Source organism: Streptomyces atriruber, from assembly GCF_001418325.1.
In the GTDB taxonomy this organism is placed as follows: Bacteria; Actinomycetota; Actinomycetes; order Streptomycetales; family Streptomycetaceae; genus Streptomyces; species Streptomyces atriruber.
Window position 1 is genome coordinate 39,388 of record NZ_LIPN01000034.1, and the last position, 26,958, is coordinate 66,345.

General features: G+C 71.2%; 22 protein-coding genes. 7 read left to right on the top strand and 15 right to left on the bottom strand.

Annotated features, from left to right (window positions below; all coding sequences use genetic code 11):
• Window positions 1-13: 13 nt before the first annotated feature.
• Entirely contained in the window at window positions 14-643 is a 630-nt protein-coding gene (locus AOK03_RS04340) for an HdeD family acid-resistance protein (protein ID WP_055563798.1), read from the bottom strand.
• Window positions 644-755: 112 nt separating this feature from the next.
• Here AOK03_RS04340 and AOK03_RS04345 point away from each other — a divergent pair, with 112 nt between their 5' ends.
• A complete protein-coding gene (locus AOK03_RS04345) occupies window positions 756-1,508 on the top strand; it encodes an enoyl-CoA hydratase/isomerase family protein (protein WP_055563799.1) in 753 nt (250 codons plus the stop codon).
• 26 nt (window positions 1,509-1,534) lie between these two features.
• On the opposite strand, the gene AOK03_RS04350 is transcribed toward AOK03_RS04345, so the two are convergent.
• Together AOK03_RS04350 and AOK03_RS04355 are read right to left on the bottom strand one after the other, a co-directional pair.
• The gene (locus tag AOK03_RS04350) at window positions 1,535-2,167 is read right to left on the bottom strand and encodes a DJ-1/PfpI family protein (RefSeq protein WP_055563800.1); all 633 of its coding nucleotides are present in this window, start codon (window positions 2,165-2,167) and stop codon (window positions 1,535-1,537) included.
• Window positions 2,168-2,174: 7 nt separating this feature from the next.
• Complete coding sequence (locus AOK03_RS04355; RefSeq protein WP_055563801.1) at window positions 2,175-3,212, bottom strand: GlxA family transcriptional regulator; 1,038 nt, start codon at window positions 3,210-3,212, stop codon at window positions 2,175-2,177.
• Between the two features lie 115 nt (window positions 3,213-3,327).
• Here AOK03_RS04355 and AOK03_RS04360 point away from each other — a divergent pair, with 115 nt between their 5' ends.
• From AOK03_RS04360 to AOK03_RS04365, 3 genes are all read left to right on the top strand, one after another.
• Window positions 3,328-4,218 carry an SCO6745 family protein gene (locus AOK03_RS04360; protein WP_055563802.1) on the top strand — a complete coding sequence of 297 codons (891 nt, stop codon included), beginning with the start codon at window positions 3,328-3,330 and terminating at the stop codon, window positions 4,216-4,218.
• Window positions 4,219-4,335: 117 nt separating this feature from the next.
• On the top strand, window positions 4,336-4,500 hold the full coding sequence (locus AOK03_RS43055; protein WP_167355573.1) for an LPFR motif small protein: 165 nt from the start codon (window positions 4,336-4,338) through the stop codon (window positions 4,498-4,500).
• Between the two features lie 66 nt (window positions 4,501-4,566).
• Window positions 4,567-6,999: a Tex family protein gene (locus AOK03_RS04365; protein ID WP_244177477.1), complete on the top strand. Its 2,433-nt coding sequence runs from the start codon at window positions 4,567-4,569 to the stop codon at window positions 6,997-6,999.
• 28 nt (window positions 7,000-7,027) lie between these two features.
• Here the strand turns inward: AOK03_RS04365 and AOK03_RS04370 are convergent, their stop codons facing one another.
• Both AOK03_RS04370 and AOK03_RS04375 read right to left on the bottom strand, forming a co-directional pair.
• Complete coding sequence (locus tag AOK03_RS04370) at window positions 7,028-8,680, bottom strand: ABC-F family ATP-binding cassette domain-containing protein (protein WP_055563804.1); 1,653 nt, start codon at window positions 8,678-8,680, stop codon at window positions 7,028-7,030.
• An 83-nt stretch (window positions 8,681-8,763) separates the two neighbouring features.
• Window positions 8,764-9,795, bottom strand: coding sequence for a hypothetical protein (locus AOK03_RS04375; RefSeq protein ID WP_055563805.1), 1,032 nt, complete (start codon window positions 9,793-9,795; stop codon window positions 8,764-8,766).
• A gap of 66 nt (window positions 9,796-9,861) precedes the next feature.
• Here AOK03_RS04375 and AOK03_RS04380 point away from each other — a divergent pair, with 66 nt between their 5' ends.
• A complete protein-coding gene (locus AOK03_RS04380) occupies window positions 9,862-10,815 on the top strand; it encodes an FAD-dependent oxidoreductase (protein WP_208609497.1) in 954 nt (317 codons plus the stop codon).
• Between the two features lie 9 nt (window positions 10,816-10,824).
• Here AOK03_RS04380 and AOK03_RS04385 read toward each other — a convergent pair whose 3' ends face one another.
• The 3 genes from AOK03_RS04385 to AOK03_RS04395 all read right to left on the bottom strand — a co-directional run bounded on the left by AOK03_RS04385 (window position 10,825) and on the right by AOK03_RS04395 (window position 15,834).
• A complete protein-coding gene (locus AOK03_RS04385; RefSeq protein WP_055563807.1) occupies window positions 10,825-12,501 on the bottom strand; it encodes a BCCT family transporter in 1,677 nt (558 codons plus the stop codon).
• Window positions 12,502-12,637: 136 nt separating this feature from the next.
• Window positions 12,638-13,918 (bottom strand): M14 family metallopeptidase, encoded by a 1,281-nt coding sequence (locus AOK03_RS04390; RefSeq protein WP_055563808.1) that lies wholly within the window; start codon window positions 13,916-13,918, stop codon window positions 12,638-12,640.
• A complete protein-coding gene (locus AOK03_RS04395; RefSeq protein ID WP_055563809.1) occupies window positions 13,915-15,834 on the bottom strand; it encodes a Xaa-Pro dipeptidyl-peptidase in 1,920 nt (639 codons plus the stop codon). Before AOK03_RS04395 ends, AOK03_RS04390 begins: the two co-directional genes overlap by 4 nt.
• A gap of 202 nt (window positions 15,835-16,036) precedes the next feature.
• Here AOK03_RS04395 and AOK03_RS04400 point away from each other — a divergent pair, with 202 nt between their 5' ends.
• Entirely contained in the window at window positions 16,037-17,557 is a 1,521-nt protein-coding gene (locus AOK03_RS04400) for a M1 family metallopeptidase (protein ID WP_055563810.1), read from the top strand.
• 109 nt (window positions 17,558-17,666) lie between these two features.
• Here the strand turns inward: AOK03_RS04400 and AOK03_RS04405 are convergent, their stop codons facing one another.
• From AOK03_RS04405 to AOK03_RS04425, 5 genes are all read right to left on the bottom strand, one after another.
• Window positions 17,667-18,461, bottom strand: coding sequence for an alpha/beta fold hydrolase (locus tag AOK03_RS04405; RefSeq protein WP_055563811.1), 795 nt, complete (start codon window positions 18,459-18,461; stop codon window positions 17,667-17,669).
• Between the two features lie 71 nt (window positions 18,462-18,532).
• Entirely contained in the window at window positions 18,533-18,952 is a 420-nt protein-coding gene (locus tag AOK03_RS04410; RefSeq protein ID WP_055563812.1) for a hypothetical protein, read from the bottom strand.
• A 94-nt stretch (window positions 18,953-19,046) separates the two neighbouring features.
• Window positions 19,047-19,526, bottom strand: a complete 480-nt coding sequence (locus tag AOK03_RS04415; RefSeq protein WP_055563813.1) for a macro domain-containing protein — start codon at window positions 19,524-19,526, stop codon at window positions 19,047-19,049.
• A gap of 36 nt (window positions 19,527-19,562) precedes the next feature.
• Entirely contained in the window at window positions 19,563-21,032 is a 1,470-nt protein-coding gene (locus tag AOK03_RS04420; protein WP_055563814.1) for an amino acid permease, read from the bottom strand.
• Window positions 21,033-21,190: 158 nt separating this feature from the next.
• The gene (locus AOK03_RS04425; RefSeq protein WP_055563815.1) at window positions 21,191-22,996 is read right to left on the bottom strand and encodes an AMP-dependent synthetase/ligase; all 1,806 of its coding nucleotides are present in this window, start codon (window positions 22,994-22,996) and stop codon (window positions 21,191-21,193) included.
• Between the two features lie 133 nt (window positions 22,997-23,129).
• Between AOK03_RS04425 and AOK03_RS04430 the strand changes: the two genes are divergently transcribed.
• On the top strand, window positions 23,130-23,879 hold the full coding sequence (locus tag AOK03_RS04430; RefSeq protein ID WP_055563816.1) for a MerR family transcriptional regulator: 750 nt from the start codon (window positions 23,130-23,132) through the stop codon (window positions 23,877-23,879).
• A gap of 22 nt (window positions 23,880-23,901) precedes the next feature.
• Here the strand turns inward: AOK03_RS04430 and AOK03_RS04435 are convergent, their stop codons facing one another.
• Window positions 23,902-24,630 carry a hypothetical protein gene (locus AOK03_RS04435; RefSeq protein WP_157868860.1) on the bottom strand — a complete coding sequence of 243 codons (729 nt, stop codon included), beginning with the start codon at window positions 24,628-24,630 and terminating at the stop codon, window positions 23,902-23,904.
• Between the two features lie 100 nt (window positions 24,631-24,730).
• Window positions 24,731-26,914, bottom strand: coding sequence for a 3-hydroxyacyl-CoA dehydrogenase NAD-binding domain-containing protein (locus AOK03_RS04440; protein ID WP_055563818.1), 2,184 nt, complete (start codon window positions 26,912-26,914; stop codon window positions 24,731-24,733).
• Window positions 26,915-26,958: the final 44 nt, after the last annotated feature.

The following is a 26,958-nucleotide window of genomic DNA, read 5'->3' on the forward strand; positions in this document are numbered from 1 at the left end:
GGGTCGGACCCCGTCAGCTGTGCGACTGGTCCTGGCCCCGTTGTTCCGTATTCAAGCGTTCTTCAGGTTGTACGAGGCTGACGATGCGGCGCCCGCCGATTCCCGTGGCCATCAGGCCGAGCCCGTCGAAGAGCAGCGCCAGGGAGAAGAAGCACCCGATCACGTACTGGCTGCTGCTGGGCCACCCGGCGAGGACCAGGATGCCGATCAGCAGGCCGAAGGCGCCCTGCAGAAGCGTCAGGGCGAACTGCGGGCCGCGTACGACCAGGCTGCCGACCAGCCGGAACACACCGCCCGTCAGGAAGAGCAGGGCCGCGAACATGGTCAGCGCCTCCGCCGCCACCTCGGGCCTGCGGATGACCACGACGCCCGCCGCGAGGTTCAGCGCGGCGACCACGACGCCCAGCCAGAAGAAGCTGCTGCCCCGCGACTGGACGGCGTGCAGCAGGCCGACGATGCCGCCGACGAGCAGCAGCCAGCCGAACAGGAGCATCGAGGTCAGCGTGGCGACACCGGCGTAGACGAGGCCGACGAGCCCGGCCACGGCCAGGATCACCCCCAAGAGGGCGAGCCAGCCGAAGCTGCGGCTGAGCCGGGCGGTGTCCGCGGCATCGGGGTTCTTGGTGTCCTTGGGGCCGTCCATCGGCGTCTCCGTCCCGCTCGGCGGAGCCTTCTGCACCTCTTGCTCCGTATGCTCCTTTTGCTCCACCCCCTTCTTGATCGTACGTTCGAGGGGTGCGGATAGCATCCGGCGCATGGAGCCGCAGCTGAGGCACGCCGTCACGGACGGCGTCGCCACCGTCCTCATCGACCATCCGGCCAAGCGCAACGCCATGACCGCCGACATGTGGCGGCAGGTGCCGCCGCTCTTCGCTGCCCTCGGCGCCGACCCGGCCGTGCGCACCGTCGTCCTCACCGGCGCGGGCGACACCTTCTGTGCGGGCGCCGACATCTCCTCGCTGCGCGAGTCCTCCGGCACGGCGCAGGACCTCGCGGTCCGGGCCGAGGAGGCCCTGGCGGCCTTCCCCAAGCCGACGCTCGCGGCGGTGCGGGGCTACTGCGTGGGCGGCGGCGCACAGCTGGCGGGCGCGTGCGACCTGCGGTTCGCGGACGAGGGCGCCTCGTTCGGCGTCACGCCGGCGAAGCTCGGCATCGTCTATCCGGCGTCGTCCACCCGGCGCCTGGTGTCCCTGGTGGGGCCCGCCGCCGCCAAGTTCCTGCTCTTCTCCGGGGAGTTGATCGGCACGGAGCGGGCACTGCGCACCGGCCTGGTGGACGAGGTGCTGCCCGCCGGTGAACTGGACAAGCGAGTCGCCGAATTCACCCGTGTCCTCGCGGCGCGCTCCCAGCTGACGCAGGCGGCGGCCAAGGAGTTCGCCACGGGGCGCACGGACCGGGACGCGTACTGGACGGACCAGGCGCGCGGCAGCGGCGACACCGCCGAGGGTGTCGCCGCGTTCCTGGAGCGCAGGCAGCCCCGCTTCACCTGGGCCGCGCCGGGCGCCTGAGCCGCCGGAGCAGGGCGCCCACCGGCCTACTGGCCGAAGCGGCTCTTGTCGCGGAACCTGGCGACGATGTGCGCGGGGGCCTTCTCCGGGGACCCGGCGTCGTAGGGCGGCTGGGGGTCGTACTCGGTCAGCAGCTGTACGGTCTGCGCGTGCTCGTCGCCGGCGATCTTCCCGGCCAGCGTGAGGCCCATGTCGATGCCCGCGGAGACACCGGCCCCGGTCACGTACTTGCCGTCGAAGACGACCCGCTCCCCCGTCGACTCGACGCCGAGCCGGTCCAGCTCGGCCAGCGCGAGCCAGTGCGAGGTGGCGCGGCGGCCCTTGAGGAGGCCCGCGGCGGCCAGTGCGAGCGAGCCCGTGCACACGGAGGTCGTCCAGGTGGTCGTGGCGTCGACCGCGCGGAGCCAGCCGAGGAGCGCCTCGTTCTCCATCTGGTCGCTCTGCCCGGGGCCACCGGGCACGACGACGATGTCGGGCCGCTGGACCTCGGCGAAGGACTTGTCGGCGACGAGGGCGAGGGAGCCGGTGTCGTCCCGGACGGGACCCGCCTGCTCGGCCACGAAGACGGTCTCGGCGCCCGGCAGGCTGCTCAGTGTCTGGTACGGGCCGATGGCGTCCAGCACGGTGAAGCGCTCGTACAGGGCGATGGCGATCTGCATGGTGTCCCTATCGGTGTGGGTGGGTGTGACGGATGGGCGCATCGGCCGGTGCGGCCGGTGCGGGACGGGATTCGGGCGGTACGGGCGGTACGGGATGGAAGCGGCGGCGGTACTCGGCCGGGGCCGCGCCGAGCAGCTTCACGAAGGCGCGGCGCATGGCCTCCGGGGTGCCGTAGCCGCAGGCGCGGGAGATCTCCTCGACCCCGTCGGAGGTGTCCTCCAGGAGGCGTCGGGCGTGTTCGACGCGGACGCGCTCGACGTACTTGCCCGGTGTCAGACCGGTGTCCGCCTGGAAGGCACGGGCGAAGTGGCGGGGCGAGAGGCGGGCGCGGGCGGCGAGCGCGTCGACCGAGAGGTCGTCGGCCGGGTGCTCGGTGATCCACTGCTGGACCTCGCGCAGCGGCTCGCGCCGCGCGGTCTGCGCGGCGAGCTGGACGCTGAACTGCGCCTGGTTCCCCGGGCGCCGCAGGAAGACCACCAGATGCCGGGCGACCGTGAGGGCCACCTCGCGGCCCAGGTCCTCCTCCACGAGCGCCAGGGCGAGGTCGATGCCCGCGGTGACCCCGGCGGACGTCGCGACGTGGCCGTCGCGCACGTAGATGGGGTCGGGGTCGACCTCGATGCCCGGATGGTCCCTGGCGAGCCGGTCGCAGTACGCCCAGTGCGTCGTCGCCCTGCGCCCCTCCAGGAGCCCCGCCTCGGCGAGCCGGATCGCACCGGTGCAGACCGACACCAGGCGCTCCGCGCGCGGAGCGTTCTCGCGCAGCCAGCCGGTCAGCTCGGGGTCCTGCCCTCGCGTGCCGAGGCCGCCCGGGACCAGCAGCGTGTGCGGCTCGGGGGCGTCGGCGAGCGCGAAGTCCGGGACCAGGGTGAGGCCGCTGGACGTGCGTACGGGCCCGCCGTCCAGGGAGGCGGTGCGGACGAGGTACCCGCCCCGGGGGTCGGCCGTGCAGAGCCCGGCCCCCGTGAACACCTCCACGGGCCCCGTGACATCAAGGCTCTGGACGTCGTCGAAGAGCACGACCAGGACGATTCGCTGCGCCATGCCCTCGATTCTTCGCCCGGCCCACGATGTCCGCAATGACGAGGAGCCCACCTTTCCTGCCATCTCACGGGATCACCCCGCACACGACATACCGACCAGTAGGTAACGTGCACCCATGACCTCTTCGACGACTTCCTCCCCGTCCGTCGCACTGGAGTCGCGGGCCGGACGCCGCTGTCACAACGTCCTGAACCCGCTGCACTCCACGCACTACTTCTCGCCCGACGTGAACCGCGAACTGAGCGGCCTCGGGATCAAGCACCCCAGCGCCGTCAACTTCGCCGTGCGCGCGGCCGCGTTGGGCGCCGTCGGCCCCGGGACCGTGACCGCCGCCTTCTACAACTACAAGTACGAACTCGTCGCCGCGCACGTCCCCCAGATCTGGCGGACCGCCTCGCCCGAGGACGTCCTCGCGGCGCGCCTGCGGGGCGTCGACACCACGCTGCGGCGGCTGCTCGGCGAGGAGCTCGTCGCCTCGCCGGAGATGGCGGAGGCCGCGGGCCTCGCGCTGCGTGCCACCGAGGCCTGCAGCCGCGGCGCGCGCCCGCTGTACGCCGCGCACGCCGACCTGCCCGTCCCCGAGGAGCCGCACCTCGCCTACTGGCACGCGGCGACGCTGCTGCGCGAGCACCGCGGCGACGGCCACCTCACCGTGCTGCTCGGCGCCGGACTCGACGGCCTCGAGGCCCTGGTGAGCCACACAGCCACCGGCAAGGGCACCAGGCCGAAGTGGGTCTTCTCCACCCGCGGCTGGAACCAGGAGGAGTGGGACGCGGCGGCGGACCGGCTGCGGGCCCGCGGGCTGCTGGACGGCGAGGGCGAGTTGACGGAGGACGGCGTGGCGCTGCGCCGGGACGTCGAGGCCGAGACGGACCGCCTCGACCGTGCGCCCTACGAGCACCTCGGCGCCGCCGGCATCGAGCGTCTGACGGAGCTCGGCACCCGCTTCGTCGGAAAGGCGATGCAGGCCGGGGCGTTCCCCGCGGACCTGCTCGGCAAGCGCTGACCGGGCGCGCGCCCGGCGCCCGCCGCCCGGCGCGCATGGCTTCGCGCGTCCGAGGTACCCGGTCGTCCACCGGCTCCGCCGACTCCCGGCGGCGTCGGGGACGAAAGGGGAGCTCTCATGTTCCGTGCCATCGCGGACGTCCTGCGCCAGATCGGCGCCGCCCTCGCCACCGTCGTCACGCTGCCGTTCCGGGCGCTGGCCCGGCTGTTCGGCGGAGCGTCCCGTTCCGCGGGGCGGGGCGGGCGGCGACCGGGACACACGGGCCGGGGCAGCCGGGTCTGATCAGCCTCTGTCGGCGCCACCTGCCACAATTGCCCGGCAACCTCAGCGAGAAGGCGGTACCGGAACGTGGCAGCTTTGAAGACGTCCACCCCAGCATCCATCGAAGGCAGGATCGCCGAGGAGCTCGGCGTACGGGAGCGGCAGGTGAAGGCCGCCGTCGACCTGCTCGACGGCGGCTCCACGGTGCCCTTCATCGCGCGCTACCGCAAGGAAGCGACCGAAATGCTCGACGACGCGCAGCTGCGCACGCTCGAAGAGCGCCTGCGCTACCTGCGCGAGCTGGAGGACCGGCGCGCCGCGATCCTCGACTCGGTCCGTGAGCAGGGCAAGCTCACCGACGAGCTGGAGGCGCGGATCCGGGAGGCGGACACCAAGGCCCGCCTCGAGGACATCTACCTGCCCTTCAAGCCGAAGCGGCGCACGAAGGCGCAGATCGCCCGCGAGGCCGGGCTCGAACCCCTCGCGGACGGACTGCTCGCCGACCCGGGCGTCGAACCGCAGGCCGCGGCCGCCGCGTTCGTCGACGCCGACAAGGGCGTCGCGGACCCGCAGGCCGCCCTGGACGGCGCACGGGCGATCCTCGCCGAGCGGTTCTCCGAGGACGCCGACCTGATCGGCGAGCTGCGCGAGCGCATGTGGGTGCGCGGCCGTCTCGCCGCGAAGGTCAGGGACGGCAAGGAAGAGGCGGGCGCCAAGTTCGCCGACTACTTCGACTTCGCCGAGCCCTTCACCGATCTGCCCTCGCACCGCGTCCTCGCCATGCTGCGCGGCGAGAAGGAGGAGGTCCTCGACCTCGTCCTGGAACCCGAGGAGCCCGACACGACGCCGGGCACCCCGTCGTCGTACGAGGGCATCGTCGCCCACCGCTTCGGCGTCGCCGACCGCGGCAGGCCCGGTGACAAGTGGCTGCAGGACACCGTCCGCTGGTCCTGGCGGACGCGGATCCTCGTGCACCTCGGGATCGACCTGCGGCTGCGCCTGCGGACCGCCGCCGAGGACGAGGCGGTGCGCGTCTTCGCGTCGAACCTGCGCGACCTGCTGCTCGCGGCGCCCGCGGGCACCCGCGCGACGCTCGGCCTCGACCCCGGGTTCCGTACGGGCGTGAAGGTCGCCGTCGTCGACGCGACCGGCAAAGTCGTCGCGACCGACACGATCCACCCGCACGTCCCGGCCAACAAGTGGGACCAGTCCCTGGCCACGCTCGCGCGCCTCGCCAAGGAGCACGACGTCGACCTGATCGCCATCGGCAACGGCACGGCGTCGCGCGAGACCGACAAGCTCGCCGGTGAACTCATCACCAAGCACCCCGAGCTGAAGCTCACCAAGGTGATGGTCTCCGAGGCGGGCGCGTCCGTGTACTCGGCATCGGCCTTCGCCTCGCAGGAGCTGCCCGACCTCGACGTCTCGATCCGTGGCGCGGTCTCCATCGCGCGGCGCCTCCAGGACCCGCTGGCCGAGCTGGTGAAGATCGACCCCAAGTCGATCGGTGTCGGGCAGTACCAGCACGACCTCTCCGAGGTGAAGCTGTCGCGCTCCCTCGACGCGGTCGTCGAGGACTGTGTGAACGGCGTCGGTGTGGACGTCAACACCGCCTCCGCCCCGCTCCTCTCCCGGGTCTCCGGCATCGGCGCGGGCCTCGCGGAGAACATCGTGGCGCACCGCGACTCGAACGGCCCGTTCAAGAGCCGCAAGGGACTCAAGGACGTCGCCCGCCTCGGCCCGAAGGCGTACGAGCAGTGCGCGGGCTTCCTGCGCATCCGCGGCGGCGACGACCCGCTGGACGCCTCCAGCGTGCACCCCGAGGCGTACCCCGTGGTGCGCAAGATGGTGAAGTCGGCGGGCGGGGAGGTCGGTTCGCTGATCGGCAACACGGCGGCGCTGCGCTCCCTGAAGCCGGACGCGTTCGTGGACGAGGTCTTCGGCCTGCCCACGGTCACGGACATCCTGAAGGAACTGGAGAAGCCCGGGCGCGACCCGCGGCCCGCCTTCAAGACGGCGACCTTCAAGGACGGGGTCGAGAAGATCTCCGACCTGGCCGCCGGAATGGTCCTCGAAGGCGTCGTGACCAACGTGGCCGCGTTCGGGGCGTTCGTGGACGTGGGCGTCCACCAGGACGGTCTGGTGCACGTGTCCGCCATGTCCAAGACGTTCGTCAAGGACCCGCGGGACGTCGTGAAGCCCGGCGACATCGTCAAGGTGAAGGTCATGGACGTCGACATCCCGCGCAAGCGGATCTCGCTGACGCTGCGTCTCGACGACGAGGCGAACGCCTCCGGCGGGGACGGCGAGCAGCCGAGGCGGGGCGGCGGTCGACCGCCCCAGCAGCGGCAGCGTGGCCAGGGCGGCGGCGACGGCGGTGGCCAGCGCGGCGGCCAGGGCCGACGCCAGCAGGGCGGTGGCCGTGGACAGAAGCCGCAGCGGCAGGGACCGCCGCCCGCCAACGACGCGATGGCCGAGGCGCTGCGGCGGGCCGGGCTGGTCGACCCGAAGCGCCGCTGACCCGTCGTAGGACCAGGAGGGGTGGAGGTCAGAGTGACAGTTCCGTCACTTTGCCCTCCGCCACCTCCAGGCGGCGCGTCACGCGGACCGCGTCCAGCATCCTGCGGTCGTGCGTGACCAGGAGCAGGGTGCCCTCGTAGGCCTCCAGGGCCGTCTCCAGCTGCTCGATCGCGGGCAGGTCCAGATGGTTCGTCGGCTCGTCCAGGACGAGGAGGTTGACGCCGCGGCCCTGGAGCAGCGCTAGGCCCGCGCGGGTCCGCTCACCAGGGGACAGCGTGGCCGCCGAGCGCAGCACGTGATCCGCCTTGAGGCCGAACTTGGCCAGCAGCGTGCGGACTTCGGCCGGCTCGGTGTCGGGGACGGCCGCGCAGAACGCGTCGAGCAGCGACTCCTCGCCGTGGAACAGGGCGCGGGCCTGGTCGACCTCGCCGACCAGCACGCCAGAGCCGAGGGCGGCATGCCCCCTGTCCAGCGGCAGGCGTCCCAGGAGAGCCGCCAGCAGCGACGACTTGCCGGAGCCGTTCGCGCCGGTGATCGCCACGCGGTCCGCCCAGTCGATCTGCAGGGTGACCGGGCCCAGCGTGAACTCGCCCCGGTGGACCTCCGCGTCGCGCAGGCTCGCGACGACTGCGCCGGAGCGGGGCGCGGCCGCGATCTCCATGCGCAGCTCCCACTCCTTGCGGGGCTCCTCGACGACGTCCAGGCGCTCGATCATGCGCTGTGTCTGGCGGGCCTTCGCCGCCTGCTTCTCGCTCGCGTCGCTGCGGAAGTTCCGGCCGATCTTGTCGTTGTCGCCGCCCGACTTTGCCTTGCGGCGGGCGTTCTTGACGCCCTTGTCGGCCCAGGAGCGCTGCATCTGGGCGCGGCTCTGGAGCGCCGCCTTCTTGTCGGCGTACTCCTCGTACTCGTCGCGGGCGTGCCGACGGGACGTCTCGCGCTCCTCCAGGTAGGCGTCGTAGCCGCCTCCGTAGAGGTTGATCTGCTGCTGGGCCAGGTCGAGTTCGAGGACCTTGGTGACGGTGCGGGTGAGGAACTCGCGGTCGTGGCTGACGACGACCGTGCCGGCGCGCAGGCCGCGGACGAAGGATTCCAGGCGCTCCAGGCCCGCCAGGTCGAGGTCGTTGGTCGGCTCGTCGAGGAGGAACACGTCGTAGCGCGAGAGGAGGAGGGACGCCAGTCCGGCGCGGGCCGCCTGGCCTCCGGAGAGCGACGTCATCGGCTGGTCCAGGCTCACGGCGAGGCCCAGCGAGTCGGCGACCTCCTCTGCCCGCTCGTCGAGGTCCGCGCCACCGAGGGCGAGCCAGCGCTCCAGGCTCGTCGCGTACGCGTCGTCCGCGCCCGGGGCACCGTCCACGAGGGCCTGGGTGTCCTGGTCCATGACGCGCTGGGCCTCGGCCACGCCGGTGCGGCGGGCCAGGAAGGCGCGGATGGTCTCGCCCGGGCGGCGGTCCGGCTCCTGAGGGAGGTGTCCCACGGAGGCGGTGGGCGGCGAGAGCCTCAGCTCTCCCCCTTCGGGGGCGTCCAGCCCCGCGAGCAGCCGCAGCAGGGTGGACTTGCCCGCTCCGTTGGCTCCGACGAGACCGATGACGTCGCCGGGGGCGACGACGAGGTCAAGTCCGGCGAACAGGGTGCGGTCGCCGTGGCCGGCGGCGAGGTCTTTGGCGACGAGGGTTGCGGTCATCAGGGGGCAATTGTAGGTCTGCGGGTGGGGCGGGTGGTGCGCCTGTCCCGGGGGCTGTGCGCCTGCCCGGGAGGGCGGTGTGCCTAGCGGGACGTCGGGGTGACCAGGACGTGGGTGGAGGTCCGGGCCACCACGTAGGCGGAGCCCTTCGTGGCCTTGGCGGCCAGGGGGACCCGGTGGTGCCCCGGCTCCAGGACCTCGTCGAGGACTTCGTGGACGTGGGTGCGGGACAAGCGGTCCATCCGGTACGCCGTGAGCTGGACCCGGCAGGTCGAGGTGACTTCCAGCTCCGCCGAGCGGGGGTCGGCGGCGAGGCGGGTGAGGCGGCGTTGTTCGTGGGGGCTGCGGTCCAGGGCGTACTCGATCTGGGCGACCAGGAGCGGGACGATCGGGGCGAGGCCGTCCACGTAGGCGACCGGGACGTCCGCGCCGTCGAAGACCGCGCGGACGGACTGCCGGGTGGCATCGGCCACCGTCGGGCCGAAGGCGACCGCACCGTACGTTCGGAGCTCGTCGGGTGCGACACCTGTCGCGTCCGCCGCGATCTCCGCGCCGATCCCGATCGTGCGGAGCGCCGCGGCCAGCTTGGCGAGGATCGCCACCCGGGCGCCGATGAGGAGGACCCGGCGGCGGGCCTGCGGGTCGTCCTCGACGAGCAACTGCCGCAGTGCCGCCCGGTATTCGTCGCCGCGGAAGCGGAACGGCCCTATGCCGTGGTAGCCGTTGAGCTCCAGGTCGGCCCGTTCCGTCGTCTGCCAGGCGAAGTCCCGCCAGACGAAGTCGTCGCCGCCGTCGGCGCTCTTCTCGATCACCGCCGTGACCGCACCGCACTCCAGGCCCTCGCATTCGGGGCAGCCGTATATGACGTAACGCCCTTCCTCCAGCGGCGCCCGCGCCTCCAGGAGCAGGCGCCGCACATGTGCGGTGAAGATCGCCGGCGGGATGTCGGCGGCCAGCGGCGACACCGCGTCGAGGTCGGACAGCTGGAAGAGGAGAGGGCGGCCGTTGACGATGAAGTCGACGAAATCGCGGTGCACTTGATAGCCACCGTTGGCGAGAACCCCACCGGCGCGCATGGCCGGTGCCAGACCGAAGGTCGCGTACTCGGCAGACATGCTGTGAGTATCCCCACCTGACGTGTGATGTGAGCACGGCATCGCACATTCCGATACGTTCCCGGGATGGCTGATGACGCTGTGATCGTGGTGGGCAGTGGGGTCGTCGGGCTCACCACCGCCGTCGTGCTGGCGGAGCTGGGGCGGCGGGTGCGCGTGTGGAGCCGGGAGCCCGCCGAGCGGACCACCTCGGCCGTTGCGGGCGGCCTGTGGTGGCCCTATCGCATCGAGCCGGAGGAGTCGGCCGGCGCCTGGGCGCTGGACTCCCTCGCCGTGTACGAGGAGTTGGCGGGCCGGGACGCACGCACCGGCGTACGCATGGTCGAGGGCGTACATGCCGAGACGGGTCTGGACGAGCTCGGGGCGTGGGCCTCGCGGGTGAGCGGGCTGCGCGTCGCGGAGCGGGCGGAGTACGCGGGGCGGGGGCTGTGGGCACGGCTGCCGCTCATCGACATGCCGGTTCATCTCGCCTGGCTGCGGGGGCGGCTGCGCGCCGCGGGCGGCGTCCTGGAGGAGCGTGCGGTGGGGCGGCTCGCGGAGCCCTTGACCGAGGCGGCCGCCGTGGTGAACTGCGCGGGGCTCGGTGCGCGCGATCTCGTACCGGACGCGGAGGTGTATCCGGTGCGGGGGCAGCTCGTCGTGGTGGAGAACCCGGGGGTCGAGACGTGGTTCACGGCCGCCGATTCCGCGTCGCACGCGACGACGTACTTCCTTCCGCAGCCGGGCGGTCTGGTGCTCGGCGGGACCGCGGAGGACGGCGACTGGTCGGTCGAGCCGGACCCCGCCGTGGCGGACGCCATCGTCGCGCGGTGTGCCGCGGTGCGGCCGGAGATCGCGGGGGCCCGCGTCCTCGCGCACCGGGTGGGGCTGCGGCCGGCCCGGCGCCGTGTGCGTCTGGAGCGTGCACGGGTCCCGGAGGGCGGGGTGCTCGTGCACAACTACGGGCACGGCGGGGGCGGTGTGACGGTGGCCTGGGGATGCGCCCAGGAGGCGGCGCGACTGGTGGGCGCCGCCTCCTGAGGCGACCGGTCAGCGGGGTGCGACCGGGTCGTTGTCCTTTTCCGGACCGTCGCCGTCGTCGGTGGCGGGGCCGATCTGGAGCTCGAAGTCACCGTCGTGGTGCTCGTGGCCGGCGATGACGGCCTTCTCCAGGACCTCGGTGCCGTGCTCGCCGCGCACGATCAGCGGGTCGTGGCGCAGGTCCCGCATCAGGGCCACGCACATGCCGATCATCACGATGGTGAAGGGCGCGGCGACCAGGATCGTGAGGTTGCGCAGACCGGTGAGCGCGTCGTCCGAGCCGTCGCCGATCAGCAGCATGATCGCGCCGACGGCGCCGGTCACGATGCCCCAGAAGACCACGACGAACCGGCCGGGTTCGAGGGCGCCCTTCTGGGAGAGCGTGCCCATGACGATGGACGCGGCGTCGGCTCCCGAGACGAAGAAGATGCCGACGAGGATCATGACCAGCAGGCTGGTCACGGTGGCGATCGGGTACTCGTTCAGCAGACCGAAGAGCTGGGCCTCCTGGGTGGTGTCGCCCTTGAGCCCACCGCGGTCGGCCACCGTCATGGCGCTGCCGCCGAAGACCGCGAACCAGATGAGGCTGACGGTGCTCGGCACCAGGATGACGCCGCCGACGAACTGACGGATCGTACGGCCGCGGCTGATGCGCGCGATGAACATGCCGACGAAGGGCGTCCAGGAGATCCACCAGGCCCAGTAGAAGACCGTCCAGCTGCTCAGCCAGTCCGCGACGCCCTTGCCGCTGGACGCCTCGGTGCGCCCGATGAGCTGCGGCAGGTCGTTGAGGTAGGCGCCGATGGACGTGGGCACCATGTCGAGGATGATGACGGTCGGGCCCGCGATGAAGACGAAGACGACCAGGAGCCCGGCCAGCACCATGTTGATGTTGGAGAGCCACTGGACGCCCTTCTCCACACCGGAGATGGCGGACGCCACGAAGGCCAGCGTCAGTACGGCGATGATCACGACGAGCAGACCGGTGCCCGCGTTCTCCATCCAGCCGACCTCCTCGATGCCGCTGCCGATCTGCAGGGCGCCGAGACCCAGCGAGGCGGCCGAACCGAAGAGCGTCGCGAAGATGGCCAGGATGTCGATGACCCGGCCCCAGGTCCCCCGGGCGTGCTTCTCGCCGATGAGCGGCTCGAAGACGGCACTGATGGTCTGCCGGCGGTTGCGGCGGAAGGTGCTGTACGCGATGGCCAGGCCCACGACCGCGTAGATCGCCCACGGGTGGAGCGTCCAGTGGAAGAGCGTGGTGGCCATCGCGGTCTCCATGGCCGCGGGCGCGTCCGCCGGGTCGGTGCCCGGCGGATGGTCCTTGAAGTGGGCGAGGGGCTCGCTCACTCCGTAGAACATCAGACCGATGCCCATGCCGGCGCTGAACATCATGGCGACCCAGGAAACGGTGCGGAACTCCGGGTCCTCGCCCTCCTGCCCGAGGGTGATCTTCCCGTACCTGCTGACCGCCAGCCAGAGCGCGAAGACCACGAAGCCGGTGGCGGTCAGCATGAAGAACCAACCGCCGTTGTGCATCAGACCGTTGAGCATGTCCGTGGAGACATTCTCGAGCGAGTCCGTCGACACCCCGCCCCAGACCACGAACGCCAGGGTGAGCACGGCGGTCACGCCGAACACCACCCGGTCCGTCTGTGGGGATCGGCCGCCGTGGTGGGGCGCCATGACTTCTGACGCCCCTCCCCCGTCGTCCGCTTTATGCTGATCCTGCGTCACAAGTGACACCTTTCAAGGGGTCCGTATTGAGTCGAGACTTTGTTCTCCGTTACCCCCTACCACATGTGACGTACCTCTCACCTTTTCAACAGGCCATGTCGGGCGTACCTGTGACCATGTGATACGGCGCGCGCTCGTCGAGCAGCAGCGGCACGAGAGCCCGCGCGGATTGCCGCAGCGGCACGTATGCGCCAGATTTCGCGCGCTTCACGGTGACTCCGTGCAGGGCCAGTTCGTCCTTGATGTCGGCGTACTGAGCGGCGCTCAGGCGGTATCCGCAGGGCGGGTCCTGGATGATCTCGGACGGCTCCGCGGGGTCGTTGTCGGCGCCGCCGACGTAGACCGGGCCACGGTCGCGGAAGCCCTCGGCGCGGGCCGCTCCGGTGGCCGCCTCCAGCGTCCCGCGGCGCTCGTCCGTGAAGTGGAGCAGGCCGCCGAGCGCGGAGCGTTGGGACGTCACGCGGCGCCGGTTGTTCAGCGCTTCGTCCTTCTTCTCGGCCTCGGTGAGGGGATCGACGCGGCTCTCGATCAGCAGTCCGGCGGCGTGCTTGATGCCGGACATGTTGCGCAGGATGCGCTCCTGGCCGTCGCCCGCGGTCTGCTTGATGGGATCGCCGGTGACCGGGTCGGTCCAGATGCCGTACGTGCCCGTGGTGTACCCGTCGCTCTCGGCGGCCGGTCGCACGTACGCCTTGGACAGCGTCTGCGCCTCGCCGTGCACGGCCTCGTCGGTGTTGAGGTTGCGCGGCCAGAGGTCGAACAGGTCCTTCTCGTAGTACTTGGGCGTGGCGCCGTACTCGTGCAGGTCGTAGATGACGTCGGGCTTGCGGTCCCGGATCACCGCGGCCATGGCGCGGGCCTCCGCGGTCCGCAGGGCGAGGTGGTCGCGGTTGATGTCGGTGCCGTCGGAGTTGCCGCGGGTGTCGGCGGCGCGTCCGTCTGGGTTGGCGGTCGGCACGACGAGCAGCGTGGTGCGGCTGAGAAAGCGTTTCGTCTTCTTGTCCTTCGCGTACGCCAGGTCGCGGATCGTGGACAGACAGGCCTCGCGGCCCGACGGTTCGTCGCCGTGCTGGCTGCAGATCAGCAACACGGTGTTCCTGGTCGAGCGTTCGCCGATGCGCACCAGTTGCACCGGGCGGTCCTGCTTGGTCGTGCCGATGCGGGCGACCGAGACCCGCTCGGTGGCTCTGTCCACGGTGGCGAGGAGGTCCTGTTCCTCGGGCTGGGTGGTCCAGCGCGCTCCGTTCGTCTCCTCGAATCCGGTACGGGGCGGGGTCGGCGTCGCCTGGGCGGGCGCCGTCAGGAGGGGGGCGGCCAGTGCGGCGGTGGCGCAGACGAGCGCCAGGGAGCGGATGCGCGGGGTCATGAAGTGCTGCCTCCCGGGACGGGGTTGATGCGACGCGGCGGAGCCACGCCGTCGAGACGGGATGCGCGGGGAACGACGGTCGCGGAGGTGGTGAACGCGTCGGTGCCGCCGACCAAGGGCAGATGCGCCGAGGTGCGGGCCAGGTCGAGGGTGAGCGTCGGGGTGTCGGCGGGGGGTTCGATCAGATTCCGGTCGGTGCCCGCCACGATCAGTGCGAGCCGGTGGCCCTTGGGCACGACGTGGTCGGTGGCGGCCAGGTCGAGGGTGATGGTGTGCGGCTTGCCCGGCGTGAGCGGACGGCCGTGTCCGGCGTCGGCCCAGTTGCCGAGGTCGGCCCAGCCCCGGCTGAAGATCGTGTAGTCGACGTCGGCGGTCTTCGCGCGCGTCTCCTTGAAGCAGGAGCTGTCACCCGTGGTGCTCGCTCCCCAGCACGTACGTTCGGGAAGCGTGGTGATGCCCTCTCCGGCGGCGGAGTAGTCCCGGATGGTGTCGGGGCCCAGGTCGACGAGGACCGCGGAGAGGTGGGCGGTGCGGGTCGTCGGGGTCGCGGTGACGGTCACCGTGGAGGAGCCGGACAGCCGGAGGTCGCGGGCGAGCGGCTTGCTGGTGAAGCCCGCCTTGCCCGGTGTCGATGTGTCGATCCGCTCGGCCCAGGCCGTCTCGCTCAGGCGCGGATCGTCGGTGAACGTCTCGGCTCCCTTGCCGGGCCGGGTGCCGAGGGTGCCGACGCCGGGCGCCGTGCCCTTGGCGGGGCGGAGCTGGACGGCGCGGGTGCCGCGCGGGGGCCAGACGCGGTCGGTGCTCCAGCGGTCCGGGGCGCGCTCGATGTCGGCCATCGGCTCGCGGTCGACTCCGTTGTCGTGGCCGAGGAGTTCGTGGTCGAACCAGCGGTGCAGGGTGCGCACCCAGTCGGCGCGGCGGAAGTCGAACGGGTCGACATGGCCGGTCTGACTGAGCCAGATCTTGCGGTCGACGCCGTTGTCGGCGAGCGCGTCCCACCACTGGCCGAAGTGCTTGGTGCGGACGTTGAGGTCCTGCATGCCGTGCACGACGAAGACGCTGGCGCGCACCTTGTCGGCGTCCGGGACGTGGTCCCGCTCGCTCCACAGCGGGGTCCAGTCGCCGGAGCGGGGCGCCCCGTCGATCAGGCGCTGCTGCACGGCACCGCAGCGGGCGCGGGCCTCCGGGCTCTCCACGTAGTTCGACAGCCACTCGGGGCCGCTGCCGTAGAGCGGGGCGCCCTTGGCGAAGTAGTAGTCGTACCAGGAGGAGATCGCACCGATCGGGACGATGGTCTTGAGGCCGCGCACTCCGGTGGCGGCCACGCCCTGTGCGACGGTCCCGTCGTAGCTCTTGCCGATCATTCCGGTGGCGCCGTTGGTCCAGGTGGCCTTCGTGCGCTCCTTGCCGGTGCGGCTGGTGTAGCCGTGGGCGCGGCCGTTCAGCCAGTCGACGACGGCCTTCGCGGACCGGACGTCGGAGCGGCCGCCGACGTCGACGCAGCCGTCGGAGCGGTTGGTGCCCGCGAGGTCCACCGCGACGTAGCCGTAGCCGCGGGGCACGAAGTAGTTGTCGTAGTACAGCGGGAGCTGGACGGGGTCGCCGTTCTCGTCGTACGTCTTGAGTTGGCTCTCGTTGCCGCGTCCGCAGCAGGAGTAGTACGGGCTCGCGTCCATGATCACGGGTATCCGGCGGCCCGTGCGGTCGAGTTCACGGGGTCTGACTATGTCGACCCATACGGATTCGCGTATCGCGTCCTCGTACGAGTACACGGGTCTGCTCTCGCCCGGTGCGCGGGGAGCACTGGCGGCTCCCTGCGCCGCGACCGGGGACATGAGGGTGGCGATCAGGGCGGCCAGGGCCGCCGTCAGCAGCGTTCTCCACAGGATGCGGGTCCGTCGCGCACGTATCGGCATGGCGCGGAAGCTACACCGGTGAACCCCTGTGCGACAGAGGGCCGCAGGCAGCAACGACAGGTGCATGGGACATCCAGGCACATGTCGGCCGAATGGCAATCGTGTGACGTGTGGGGCCATGGACATGACGCGTGCGGAAGGGGCTGAATAGGCTCCACGTTCAAGACCAAAAGATGTTGTGCCCCTACGACTTGGAGCTCTTGTGCACCGCAGACTCATCGCCCCGGGCGCTCTCGCGGCCTCTCTTCTGCTGGCGATCCCGGCATCGGCCGCCGACTTCTCCCCCGGGGCCCCGGGCATCGGCGACCCCTATTACCCGGCGAGCGGCAACGGCGGATACGACGTCTCGCACTACGACCTGCGGCTGAAGTACCAGCCCAAGACCGACCTCCTCGAAGGCACGGCGACGCTCAACGCCCGCACCACGCAGGACCTCTCGCGCTTCAACCTCGACTTCGGCCTCAAGGTCTCCGAGGTGCGGGTCAACGGCAAGAAGGCGAAGTTCAAGAAGACCGGCGACCAGGAGCTGGAGATCACGCCGCCGGCCGGACTGCCCAAGGACACGCCGATCACCGTCGTCGTGCGCTACTCCGGCAAGCCGTCCGAGCTGAAGATCAACGGCTACACGGCCTGGCACCGCACGCCCGACGGCGGCGTCGCGGCGCAGGAGCCCGAGGCCGCCGTGTGGTGGTTCCCGTCCAACGACCACCCGCTGGACAAGGCGACGTACGACGTCTCCGTCTCCGTGCCCGACGGCACCCAGGCGATCTCCAACGGTGTGCTGCAGTCGCAGAGTTCCAAGCTCGGCTGGACCCGCTACAGCTGGCGCTCGAACAAGCCGCAGGCCAGCTACCTCGCGACGCTCGCGGTCGGCAAGTTCGACATCACGACCGACAAGACGGAGAGCGGCCTGCCCGTCCTCAACGCGTACAGCAAGGACCTGGGCGACAACGCGGGTGCGGCGCGGGCCAGCATCGAGCGGACCACCGAGGTCGCCGAGTGGCTGGAGACGCTCTACGGCAAGTACCCCTTCAACGCGCTCGGCGGCTACGTCCCGAACGTGAAGAGCAGCTACGCCCTGGAGACCCAGACGCGGCCCTTCTACAGCCCCTCCGCGTTCGCGAACGGCTCCAACGCCTCCATCGTGGTCCACGAGCTGGCCCACCAGTGGTACGGCGACAGCGTCTCCGTGGACGGCTGGAAGGACATCTGGGTCAACGAGGGCTTCGCCCGCTACAGCCAGTGGCTGTGGTCGGAGAAGGAGGGCGAGGGCACGGGGCAGGAGCTGGCGGACTACGTGTACGCCCAGCACCCCGCCGACGACCCGTTCTGGAAGGTCAAGCCGGGCGACCCGGGGCCCGACAACCAGTTCCACGGCGCGGTCTACGACCGGGGCGCACTGGCCCTGCAGGCCCTGCGCAACGAGGTCGGCGACGACACGTTCTTCGCGATCCTCAAGGGGTGGCCGCAGAAGCACGCGTACGGCAACGCCAAGGTGAGCGACTTCGTGAAGTACGCGGAGAAGATCTCGGGCAAGCCGCTCGCGGAGCTGTTCGACACGTGGCTCTACCAGCCGTCGCGCCCCGAGGCTCCCGCCGTGCGCGAGGCCGGGATCGCCCGGTCGGCGGCCGCCCCGGCCAAGCCGAAGTCGTGGAAGCAGATCGCGGCGACGAACGGCGTGCACGACCACGGGCACGCCGACAGCCACCGGCACGGTCACTGACGGCCGCGTGCGCCGCGCCGTCCGGGCCTGGTGCCCGGCGGCGCGGCGCTGTGCGGAGGTCCGGCGGACCGTGCGGCCGGTGCCGGGCGGCCCCGAACGTGCCGACCCGTCAGCGCGCCTCGGCGTACGCCTCCAGGATGGCGTCCACGACCGCGTCCGGGTCCCGCACCGTCGGGAAGTGGTCGCTGTGCGCGAGCCGCACCAGACGGCAGCCCGGAATGCGCTGCGCCATGGTCTCGTTCACGCGGACCACCTCGGGCGCGTCGCGCTCCCCGATGACCAGGACGCACGGGACGTCGAGCTCGCCGAGCCGGTCGTACGCGGGCGGGTCCGGCACCTGATGCGGATGCACGGCGAACCACGCCGGGACCACCGCCTCGAGCAGCGCCGTCACCTCGGGGTCGGCGCCGGTGCCCATCGCCGCGGAGGAGCGCCGCACCATCGTCACGATGCCGTCCACGTCGCCCGCCTGCGCGAGCCGGCCGACCTCGGCCATGAACTCGGGCGGCTGGAGCTCGTCGGCGCCGGTGACCCCCGGGACCACCAGGGCGAGGCTCGCCACCCGCGCGGGGTCGCGGAGCGCGAGGCTGATGGCCGTGGCGCCGCCCATGCTCGATCCCACCAGGACGGCCCGGCCCACGCCGTGGTGGTCAAGAACCGCGATCAGGTCCTCGACCAGCGAGAACGGGGCGGTCGGGGCGGGCGACCTGCCATAGCCGCGCGCGTCGTAGCGGATCACCCGGTGCCGCTCCGTGAGGCGCGGCAGGATGCCGTCCCAGATGCGGGAGTCGCCCACACCCGGATGCACAAGGACCAGGGGGAGGCTTCCGCCGCCCGTGCCGCTCGGTTCACCCGAGTCGTGCGACCACACTTCGCCGTCTTTGACCGAGACCATGACGTCCATGGCTGCGAGTCTCCGGGCGCGGGGTCCGGGCCGCCAGTGCTGTCGGCGGACGAGGGCGCGATTCCGTACGGCTAGCGTCCGGAACCCGTCGGATCGGCGCCCGGGTCGGTGCCCGGCGCGGCGCCGGGGCCCGCGGGAGGTCCGGTGAGCGGGTCGGCGGCGATGCGCCCCGCCACCTCGGAGGCCCACTCGGAGATCTGGCGGCGCAGTTCGGCCTCCGCCTCGGCGCGCTCCGCCTCACCCCGGGCCTGCCCGGTGACCGGCTGGCCGTCGTCCTGTCCGGGCCCGCGAGCGTGGGCTTCCGAGAGCAGCAGCGTCGGACTCGCTCTCAGGCTGCCGGGCGGGGGCGGTTCCGTGGGGACGAGGGCACGCTCGACGCGGGGCAGGGATCGTGCGAGAAGGAGCCAGAACGCGCCGAACAGGGCAGCGGCGAGCACCAGCTCCTCGGCCCTCGGGTTGATCGGCCCGAGTTCCAGGGGGATGAACTGCATGTCGGAGCTCTACCCGCTCATCCGTGCACAACAACGCACACATGCAAGGCAGTTGCACGGAAGTGGTTCTGCCCGGGGGCGACGGCGGTCCGCCTCAGTCCCCGAAGTCGTACACCGTCACCGCGATCCCTCGCGCCACCAGCCGCTCGGCTATCAGCGGCTCGATGCGGGACCACTTGCCGCCCGCGAGCCCGCAGCCGATGCGCGGCATGTGGACGGAGGCGCCGAGCTCCTCGGCCTTGTCCGCCAGGGCGGCCAGGGCGGTGTCGATCGCCTCGTACCGCACGGGGACGCCCTTGCTGCCGGTGCGCATCCCCCGCTGCCCCACCATGTTGGCGACCCACAGGCCGCGGCCGACGTCGACGAACTGGACGGCGCCGAGGCCGAAGTCGTTCCTGGCGCGCTGTCTGTGCCAGGCGCGGTACGCCTTCTCGGGCTCGGGCCAGCGGCGCGAGACCGCGACCACGAAGCCCTTCCCCCAACCCCCGAGGTCGTTGCAGACGTGGGCGATCAGTCTGGCGCCCTTGCCGAACGGCGCGGTGGCGTCACCCCGGACATACGTGATCTCCGACATGACGCCACCGTACGAGCTGCCACTGACAGCCGAGGGCTACTGGTCCTTGGGCAGGGTGAGGCCCTGGGCCTCGCGCCCCACCCGACGCCGGACGCCGTACCAGCCCGCGACCAGGGCCAGGCCCACGACCGGGATGAGGAAGAGCGTCTTGCGGCCGACCTCGGCGTCCTTCCACATCAGGCCGAGGACGGCGAGCAGGAACGCGATCGTCACGTACTCGGTGACACCGCTGAAGGGCAGCTGGAACTTCGGCCGGGTGATCTCACCGCGCTTCGCGCTGCGCACGAAGGCGAGGTGGCAGACCATGATCGTGATCCAGGTGCCGATGATGCCGAGCGAGGCCACGTTCAGGACGATCTCGAAGGCCTTGCCGGGGACCACCTTGTTGAGGCCGACGCCGACGACGCCGAGGGAGGCGGTGAGCAGGATGCCGCCGTAGGGAACCTGGTTGCGGTTCATCTTGGCCGTGAACTTCGGGGCGGAGCCCGACATCGCCATGGAGCGCAGGATGCGGCCGGTGGAGTACAGGCCGGAGTTGAGCGAGGACATGGCGGCGGTGAGGACCACGAAGTTCATGACGTCGCCCGCGGCCGGCACGCCGATCTTGGAGAGGACCGTCACGAACGGGCTCTGGTCGGCCGTGTACATCACGCCGGGCAGCAGCAGCGCGAGCAGCACCACGGAGCCGACGTAGAAGAGGCCCACACGCCACATGATCGAGTTCACCGCACGCGGGACGATCTTGTGCGGCTCGGCGGTCTCGCCCGCCGCGACGCCGACCAGTTCGAGCGAGGCGTACGCGAAGACGACGCCCTGCATCACGATCACGACCGGCATCAGGCCGTTCGGCATCAGACCGCCGTGGTCGGTGATCATGTTGAGGCCGGGCGTCTCGCCGCCCACCTTGTGCTGGCTGGCCAGCAGCCAGATGCCGATGATCATGAAGGCGCTCAGCGCGGCCACCTTGATGATCGAGAACCAGAACTCCATCTCGCCGAAGTACTTCACCGAGACGAGGTTCACCGCGAGCACGATCGCGAGGGCGATCAGCGCGAGCACCCACTGGGGTATGTCGGTGAAGAAGCTCCAGTAGTGCGTGTAGAGCGCGATCGCCGTGATGTCCGCGATACAGGTGGTCGACCAGTTCAGGAAGTACATCCAACCGGCGAAGAACGCGCCCTTCTCGCCGAGGAACTCACGCGCGTACGAGACGAACGAACCGGACGAGGGCCGGTAGAGGACCATCTCGCCGAGCGCCCTGACGACGAAGAACGCGAAGATGCCGCACACGAGGTACGCAAGGGCGAGCGCGGGGCCCGCCGAGTGGAGGCGGCCGCCCGCCCCCAGGAAGAGGCCGGTGCCGATCGCTCCACCGATCGCGATCATGTTGACGTGACGGGCCTTGAGGTCCTTGCTGTATCCGGCGTCGCCCGCGTCCGCGGGGGCCTGGATCGCATCCGTGCGGGGTGCGTCCAGGGTGGCCGAATCTACGGCTTCCTTGCTCACGTGGTGGATCTACTCTCTGGTGCCCGGAAGAGCTCCGGGGTCCGGATGTGCTCCGGCCCGCGCACCCCTGACGCGCGCGGACCGACGGGACACCTTCCCCTAGAGATCGCCCCCCACGCGGTGGCGCACGTCACATAGCGGGACTTCTCACATGGTGGTCAAGGGGTGTACAGACCCTCGATGACCTGCATGTACTTGTCACGAATCACCCTGCGGCGCAGCTTGAGGGACGGCGTCAGCTCGCCGGTCTCCGGTCCCCATTCCTCGGTGAGCAGCCGGTAGCGCTTGATCTGCTCGGTGCGGTTCAGGCGCGCGTTGGCGGCCTCGACCGCGCGCGCCACCTCCGCCAGCACGGCTTCGTGCGTGGCCGGATCCCCCTCGATCCCGCGCGCGGCGGCCCAGGCGGGCGCCATCTCCCGGTCCAGGACGAGCAGCGCCACGAGATAGGAGCGGCCGTCCCCGTGGACGAGGGCCTGGCCTATGAGCGGGTGCTCCTTGAGCGTGTTCTCGACGAGGGCGGGCGAGACGTTCTTGCCCGTCGACGTCACGATCATTTCCTTCTTGCGGTCGGTGAGCCAGAGGTAGCCGTCCTCGTCGAGCCGCCCGATGTCCCCCGTGGCGAACCAGCCCTCGGCGTCGCGGGCGTCGTCCAGGCCTCCGTCGGGCCGCAGATAGCCGTCGAAGACGGTGGCGCCGCGCACCAGGATCTCGCCGTCCTCCGCGATGCGTACGTCGAGGCCTTCCAGTGGACGGCCCACCGAGCCGAGCCGGAATCCGTCGGGGCTGTTCGTCGTGACCACCCCGGAGGTCTCGGTGAGCCCCCACGCGTCCATGATCACGAGCCCGAACCCCGCCCAGAAGCGGGACACGTCCAGCGGCATCGGCGCGGAGGCGCTCGCCGTCCACACGAGCCGGTCGAATCCGGCCAGCGCGAGCAGCGGATCGAGGACTTCCCGCCTGGCTCGCTCGTACGCGTCCCGCAGCTCCGCCGGGGGCTCCTCGCCCCGCTCCCGGCAGGCGACGTGCGCGCGTGCCGTCTCGTTGGCGGCCTCGATGACATGGCGCCGCTCCTCGGGCAGCCCGGCGAGCGCCGCCCGTACGGAGGCCGCGAGCTTCTCCCACACGCGCGGGACGCCGAAGAACTGGACCGGATGCAGCTCCCGCGCGGTGGCGGCCACCTGCGCGGGGTCGGCGCACAGATAGACGTGGGCGGCGCGCAGCACCGGCAGGTAGATGCCGAGCAGGCGCTCCGCGATGTGCGCGAAGGGCAGGTAGCAGATGTGTCCGACGTGCTGGGGGAACTCGATGACGCCGTCCAGGGCGATGCCGCCCAGGAGCAGATTGCGGTGGGTGAGGCGGACGCCCTTGGGGTCGCCGGTGGTGCCCGAGGTGTAGACGACGGTGAGGGCGTCGGTCGGGCGGTCCTCGCGCCACGCCTTCTCGAAGGCGTCGGGGTCGAAGAGGCGGCCGCCGCCGGCGTACAGGGAGCCGTACGTGCGGTGTTCGCCCGCCTCGGCGGCCTCCACGACGACGAGGCGTTCCAGCGGGGCGGTGTCGTCCGCCAGGAGGGGTTCCCAGCGCGGCAGTTCGCGGGCGCCCTCGACGATCGCGAAGCGGGCGCGGCTGTGCCGGACGATGTGCGCGACCTGTTCGGGGGCCGCGGTGGCGTACACGGTGACGGGGACGGCGCCGAGGTGCACCAGGGCGAGGTCGCTCAGCCAGTGCTCGGGGCGGTTGCTCATCATCATCAGGACGTGTTCGCCGCGCTCGACGCCGAGCGCGGCGTAACCGGCGGCCAGGACCGCGACCTTGCGCCGCGCCTCGCGCCAGGTCAGCGTCGTCCACTCCGCCCCCACGCGCCAGGAGAGCGCGGGAAGTTCTCCGTGGTCCTCGGCATTGCGGAGCAGCAGGGCGGGGAGCGTGATGTCGGCAGGATCTCCGGGGAGTCGCAGGATCGTGGTCATGACCGCCTCCTGGTGCCATCGATTGGGCCGGAGGGTTTCACAACACTGGTGTGCCAGCAATACTGTTGCACCGGATTGACGCACGAAGCGGGGACACGTCCCCCGAGCCGACCGGGGAGGGATGGCGCCGCCTATGACGACCGACACCGAGGGCGTCACGACCGAGGCCGGGGAGCCGACGCTCACGGTCGACGAACTCGCCGCGCGCGCGGGGGTGACGGTCCGCACGATCCGCTTCTACGGCACCAAGGGGCTCCTGCCGCCGCCGGTGATCGGCCCGCGCCGCGTCGGGCACTACGGCCAGGAGCACCTGTCCCGGCTCGCTCTCATCGAGGAGTTGCAGCACCAGGGCATGACGCTCGCCGCGATCGAGCGGTATCTGGAGCAGCTACCGGCGGACCTGAGCGCGCACGATCTGGCCATCCACCGCGCCCTGGTGGCGTCGTGGGCGCCCGACTCGGCGGAGGACGCCCCCCGTGCCGAGCTGGAGCGCAGGGCGGGCCGTCCGCTGGGCGACGAGGACCTGGACCGGCTCGCGGCGATGGGTGTGGTCGCCAGGACGCAGACGCCCGGGACGTACCGCGTGGACCCTGGCCTGTTGCGCCTGGGCGTGCAGCTCCTGGACGTGCCCATCGCGCACGAGACGATCCTGGCGGCGCGCACGGTCCTGATGGAGCACACGCGCTCGGCCGCGCACGAGCTGTCCCGGCTCTTCCGCGACGAGGTCTGGGGGCCCTACCGCGAGCGCGAGTCGGACCCGGAGCACGTGGCGGCGATGCGGTCGCTGTCGGCGCACATGCAGCCGATGGTGGTGCAGGCGCTGGTGACCGCCTTCCAGCGCTCCCTCAAGGAGGAGTTGCGGGAGTGGCTCAAGGAAGGCTGAGCCACTCCCGGACCGGCCTCGGTCACACCTTGACGTGGGCCGCCGTCGCGCTCGGCGTCTCGTCCCGCGTGGCCTGCGCCAGCCGCTCGGCGTAGACCTCGGACAGGGCCGCCAGGTCCCGCTGTCCGGCCGCCCGGCCGGAGGTGTCCCGCAGGTCGAGCGTGCCGATGTACTCGTCCTGGCGGATCACCATCGTCACGGTGTTCTCCTTCGCGGGAGACTTGTACGCGTAGACGGTGCTCTCGTCACCCTGCGGGGCGCCGTCGAGAGCCGCGACCTCGTGCTTGTTGTGCCGCACGTAGCTCTCCCAGGCGGCGAAGGCACGCTCGGCGGCACGCGTGTTCCGGTACGCGATCAGGTCGTAGCTCGCACCCTCGGCCTTGTCCGCGGTGCGGTACCCGACCTGGCCGTTGGCGACGGCTCCCTTGCACTTGCCGCCCGGGTCCTTGCACAGGGAGGGGGCCTTGGCCCGGGTGTGCAGTTCCATGCCGACGTGGCGCAGGGCGGCGGGCATCGTGTCGAGGGGCGGCAGGATCGTCTGTGCCCGGCGCGCGGCGCTCACCGAGCCGGTGCCGGTGCCCTTGCCGCCCGTCGCGCCGCCGACGGTCCGGCCGTGCGAGGTGGCGGATCCCCGCTTGTGCTTCTTCTTGTTCTTCTTGCCTCCGCAGCCGGTCAGGGCCAGCGAGAGGACCAGCACTCCGACGCCGATCGCGCGCGTCGTTCCCCCGGTCGTGAACCGCACAGCGGTCACCCTTCAGTTGTCGTGATCATGACGCACGACAGCATACGACGCGGCACCGGAGCCTCCGGTTCCACCCCTGACCAGGCGGAACCGGAGGCATCCGGCGGGATCAGCCGTCGCTGAACTTCTCGCCGTTCTCCGCCTTCTGGACCAGCAGCGCGGGCGGCGCGAACCGGTCCCCGTAGCGCTCGGCGAGTTCACGCGCGCGTGCCACGAAGCCGGGCAGGCCGCCTTCGTAGCCGTTGATGTACTGCAGCACGCCGCCCGTCCAGCCCGGGAAGCCGATGCCCAGGATGGAGCCGATGTTGGCGTCGGCGACCGAGGTCAGGACACCTTCCTCCACCAGGCGCACGGTGTCGAGCGCCTCGGAGAAGAGCATCCGCTCCTGCATGTCCTCGAACGGGATCTCGTGCCCCGGCTTGGTGAAGTGCTCGCGCAGCCCCGGCCAGAGCCCCGCGCGCTTGCCGTCCACGTACTCGTAGAAGCCCGCTCCCCCGCTCCTGCCGGGACGCTCGAACTCGTCCACCATGCGGTCGATGACGGTGTCCGAGGGGTGGCCCGCCCAGGTGCCGCCCGCCTCCTCGACGGCCCGCTTGGTCTCGTTGCGGATCTTGCGGGGCAGGGTGAGGGTCAGCTCGTCCATGAGCGAGAGGACCTTGGCCGGGTATCCGGCCTGGGCCGCGGCCTGTTCGACGGAGGCGGGCTCGATGCCCTCGCCGACCATCGCGACGCCTTCGTTGATGAAGTGCCCGATGACGCGCGAGGTGAAGAAGCCGCGCGAGTCGTTGACGACGATCGGCGTCTTGTTGATCTGGCGCACCAGGTCGAAGGCGCGGGCCAGCGCCTCGTCACCGGTCCGCTCGCCCTTGATGATCTCGACGAGCGGCATCTTGTCGACGGGCGAGAAGAAGTGCAGGCCGATGAAGTCGACGGGACGCGAGACGCCCTCCGCCAGCGTGGTGATCGGCAGGGTGGAGGTGTTGGAGCAGAGCAGCGCGTCCGGCTCGATGACGTCCTGGATCTCCTGGAACACCTTGTGCTTGAGCGAGGTGTCCTCGAAGACCGCCTCGATCACGGCGTCGCAGCCCGCGAGGGCCTGCGGGTCCGCGGTCGGCGTGATGCGGGCGAGCAGGGCGTCCGCCTTCTCCTGGCTCGTACGCCCCTTGGCCACGGCCTTGGCGCAGAGCTTCTCCGAATAGCCCTTGCCCTTCTGCGCCGCCTCGGCCGACACGTCCTTCAGGACGACCTCGATGCCCGCGCGGGCGCACGAGTACGCGATGCCGGCGCCCATCATCCCGGCGCCGAGCACGGCGACCTTGCGGACCTCGCGCGGCTCGATGCCCTTGGGGCGGTTGGCGCCGGAGTTGACGGCCTGGAGGTCGAAGAAGAACGCCTGGATCATGTTCTTGGCGACCTGGCCGGTGACCAGCTCGGTGAAGTACCGGGCCTCGATGGTCAGCGCGGTCTCGAAGTCGACCTGGGAGCCCTCGACGGCCGCCGCGAGGATGTTGCGCGGGGCCGGGTAGTTGGCACCCGCGGTCTGCTTCTTGAGGTTGGCGGGGAAGGCGGGCAGGTTCGCCGCGAACTTGGGGTTGGCCGGGGTGCCGCCCGGGATGCGGTAGCCGGGCTTGTCCCAGGGCTGCTGCGACTCGGGGTTGGCGTCGATGAAGGCGCGGGCCTTCTCCAGCATCTCCTCGCGCGTGGCGGCCACTTCGTGGACGAGGCCGTTCTCCAGGGCGCGCTTCGGGTTGTACTGGGTGCCCTGGAGCAGCACCTTCAGGAGCGCGTCGGTGATGCCCATGAGGCGCACGGTACGGGTGACGCCGCCGCCCGCGGGGAGCAGTCCGAGGGTGACCTCGGGCAGGCCGATCTTGGAGCCGGACACGTCGAGGGCGACGCGGTGGTGCGAGGCCAGGGCGATCTCGTAGCCACCGCCGAGGGCCGCGCCGTTGATCGCGGCGACGACGGGCTTGCCCAGCGTCTCGATGCGGCGCAGCGAGTTCTTGATGGCGGTGCCCGCGTCGAACGCCTCCTGGGCGTTCTCCGGGCCGACCTTGATCATGTCCTTGAGGTCGCCGCCCGCGAAGAAGGTCTTCTTGGCGGAGGTGTAGATGAACCCGCGGATGGCGTCCTCGTCGGCCTGGACGGCGGCCTCCGCGCGGTCGGCGATCGCCGCGATGGACTCCTTGAACGCCTGGTTCATGGTGTTCGCGGACTGGTTGGGGTCGTCCAGGACGAGGGTGACGACACCGGTGTCGTCCTGTTCCCAGCGGATCGTGGTGCTCTCGGTCATGTCTCTGTCTCCGTGGAGTGTGTGGCAGGCGGGGGTACGGGGAG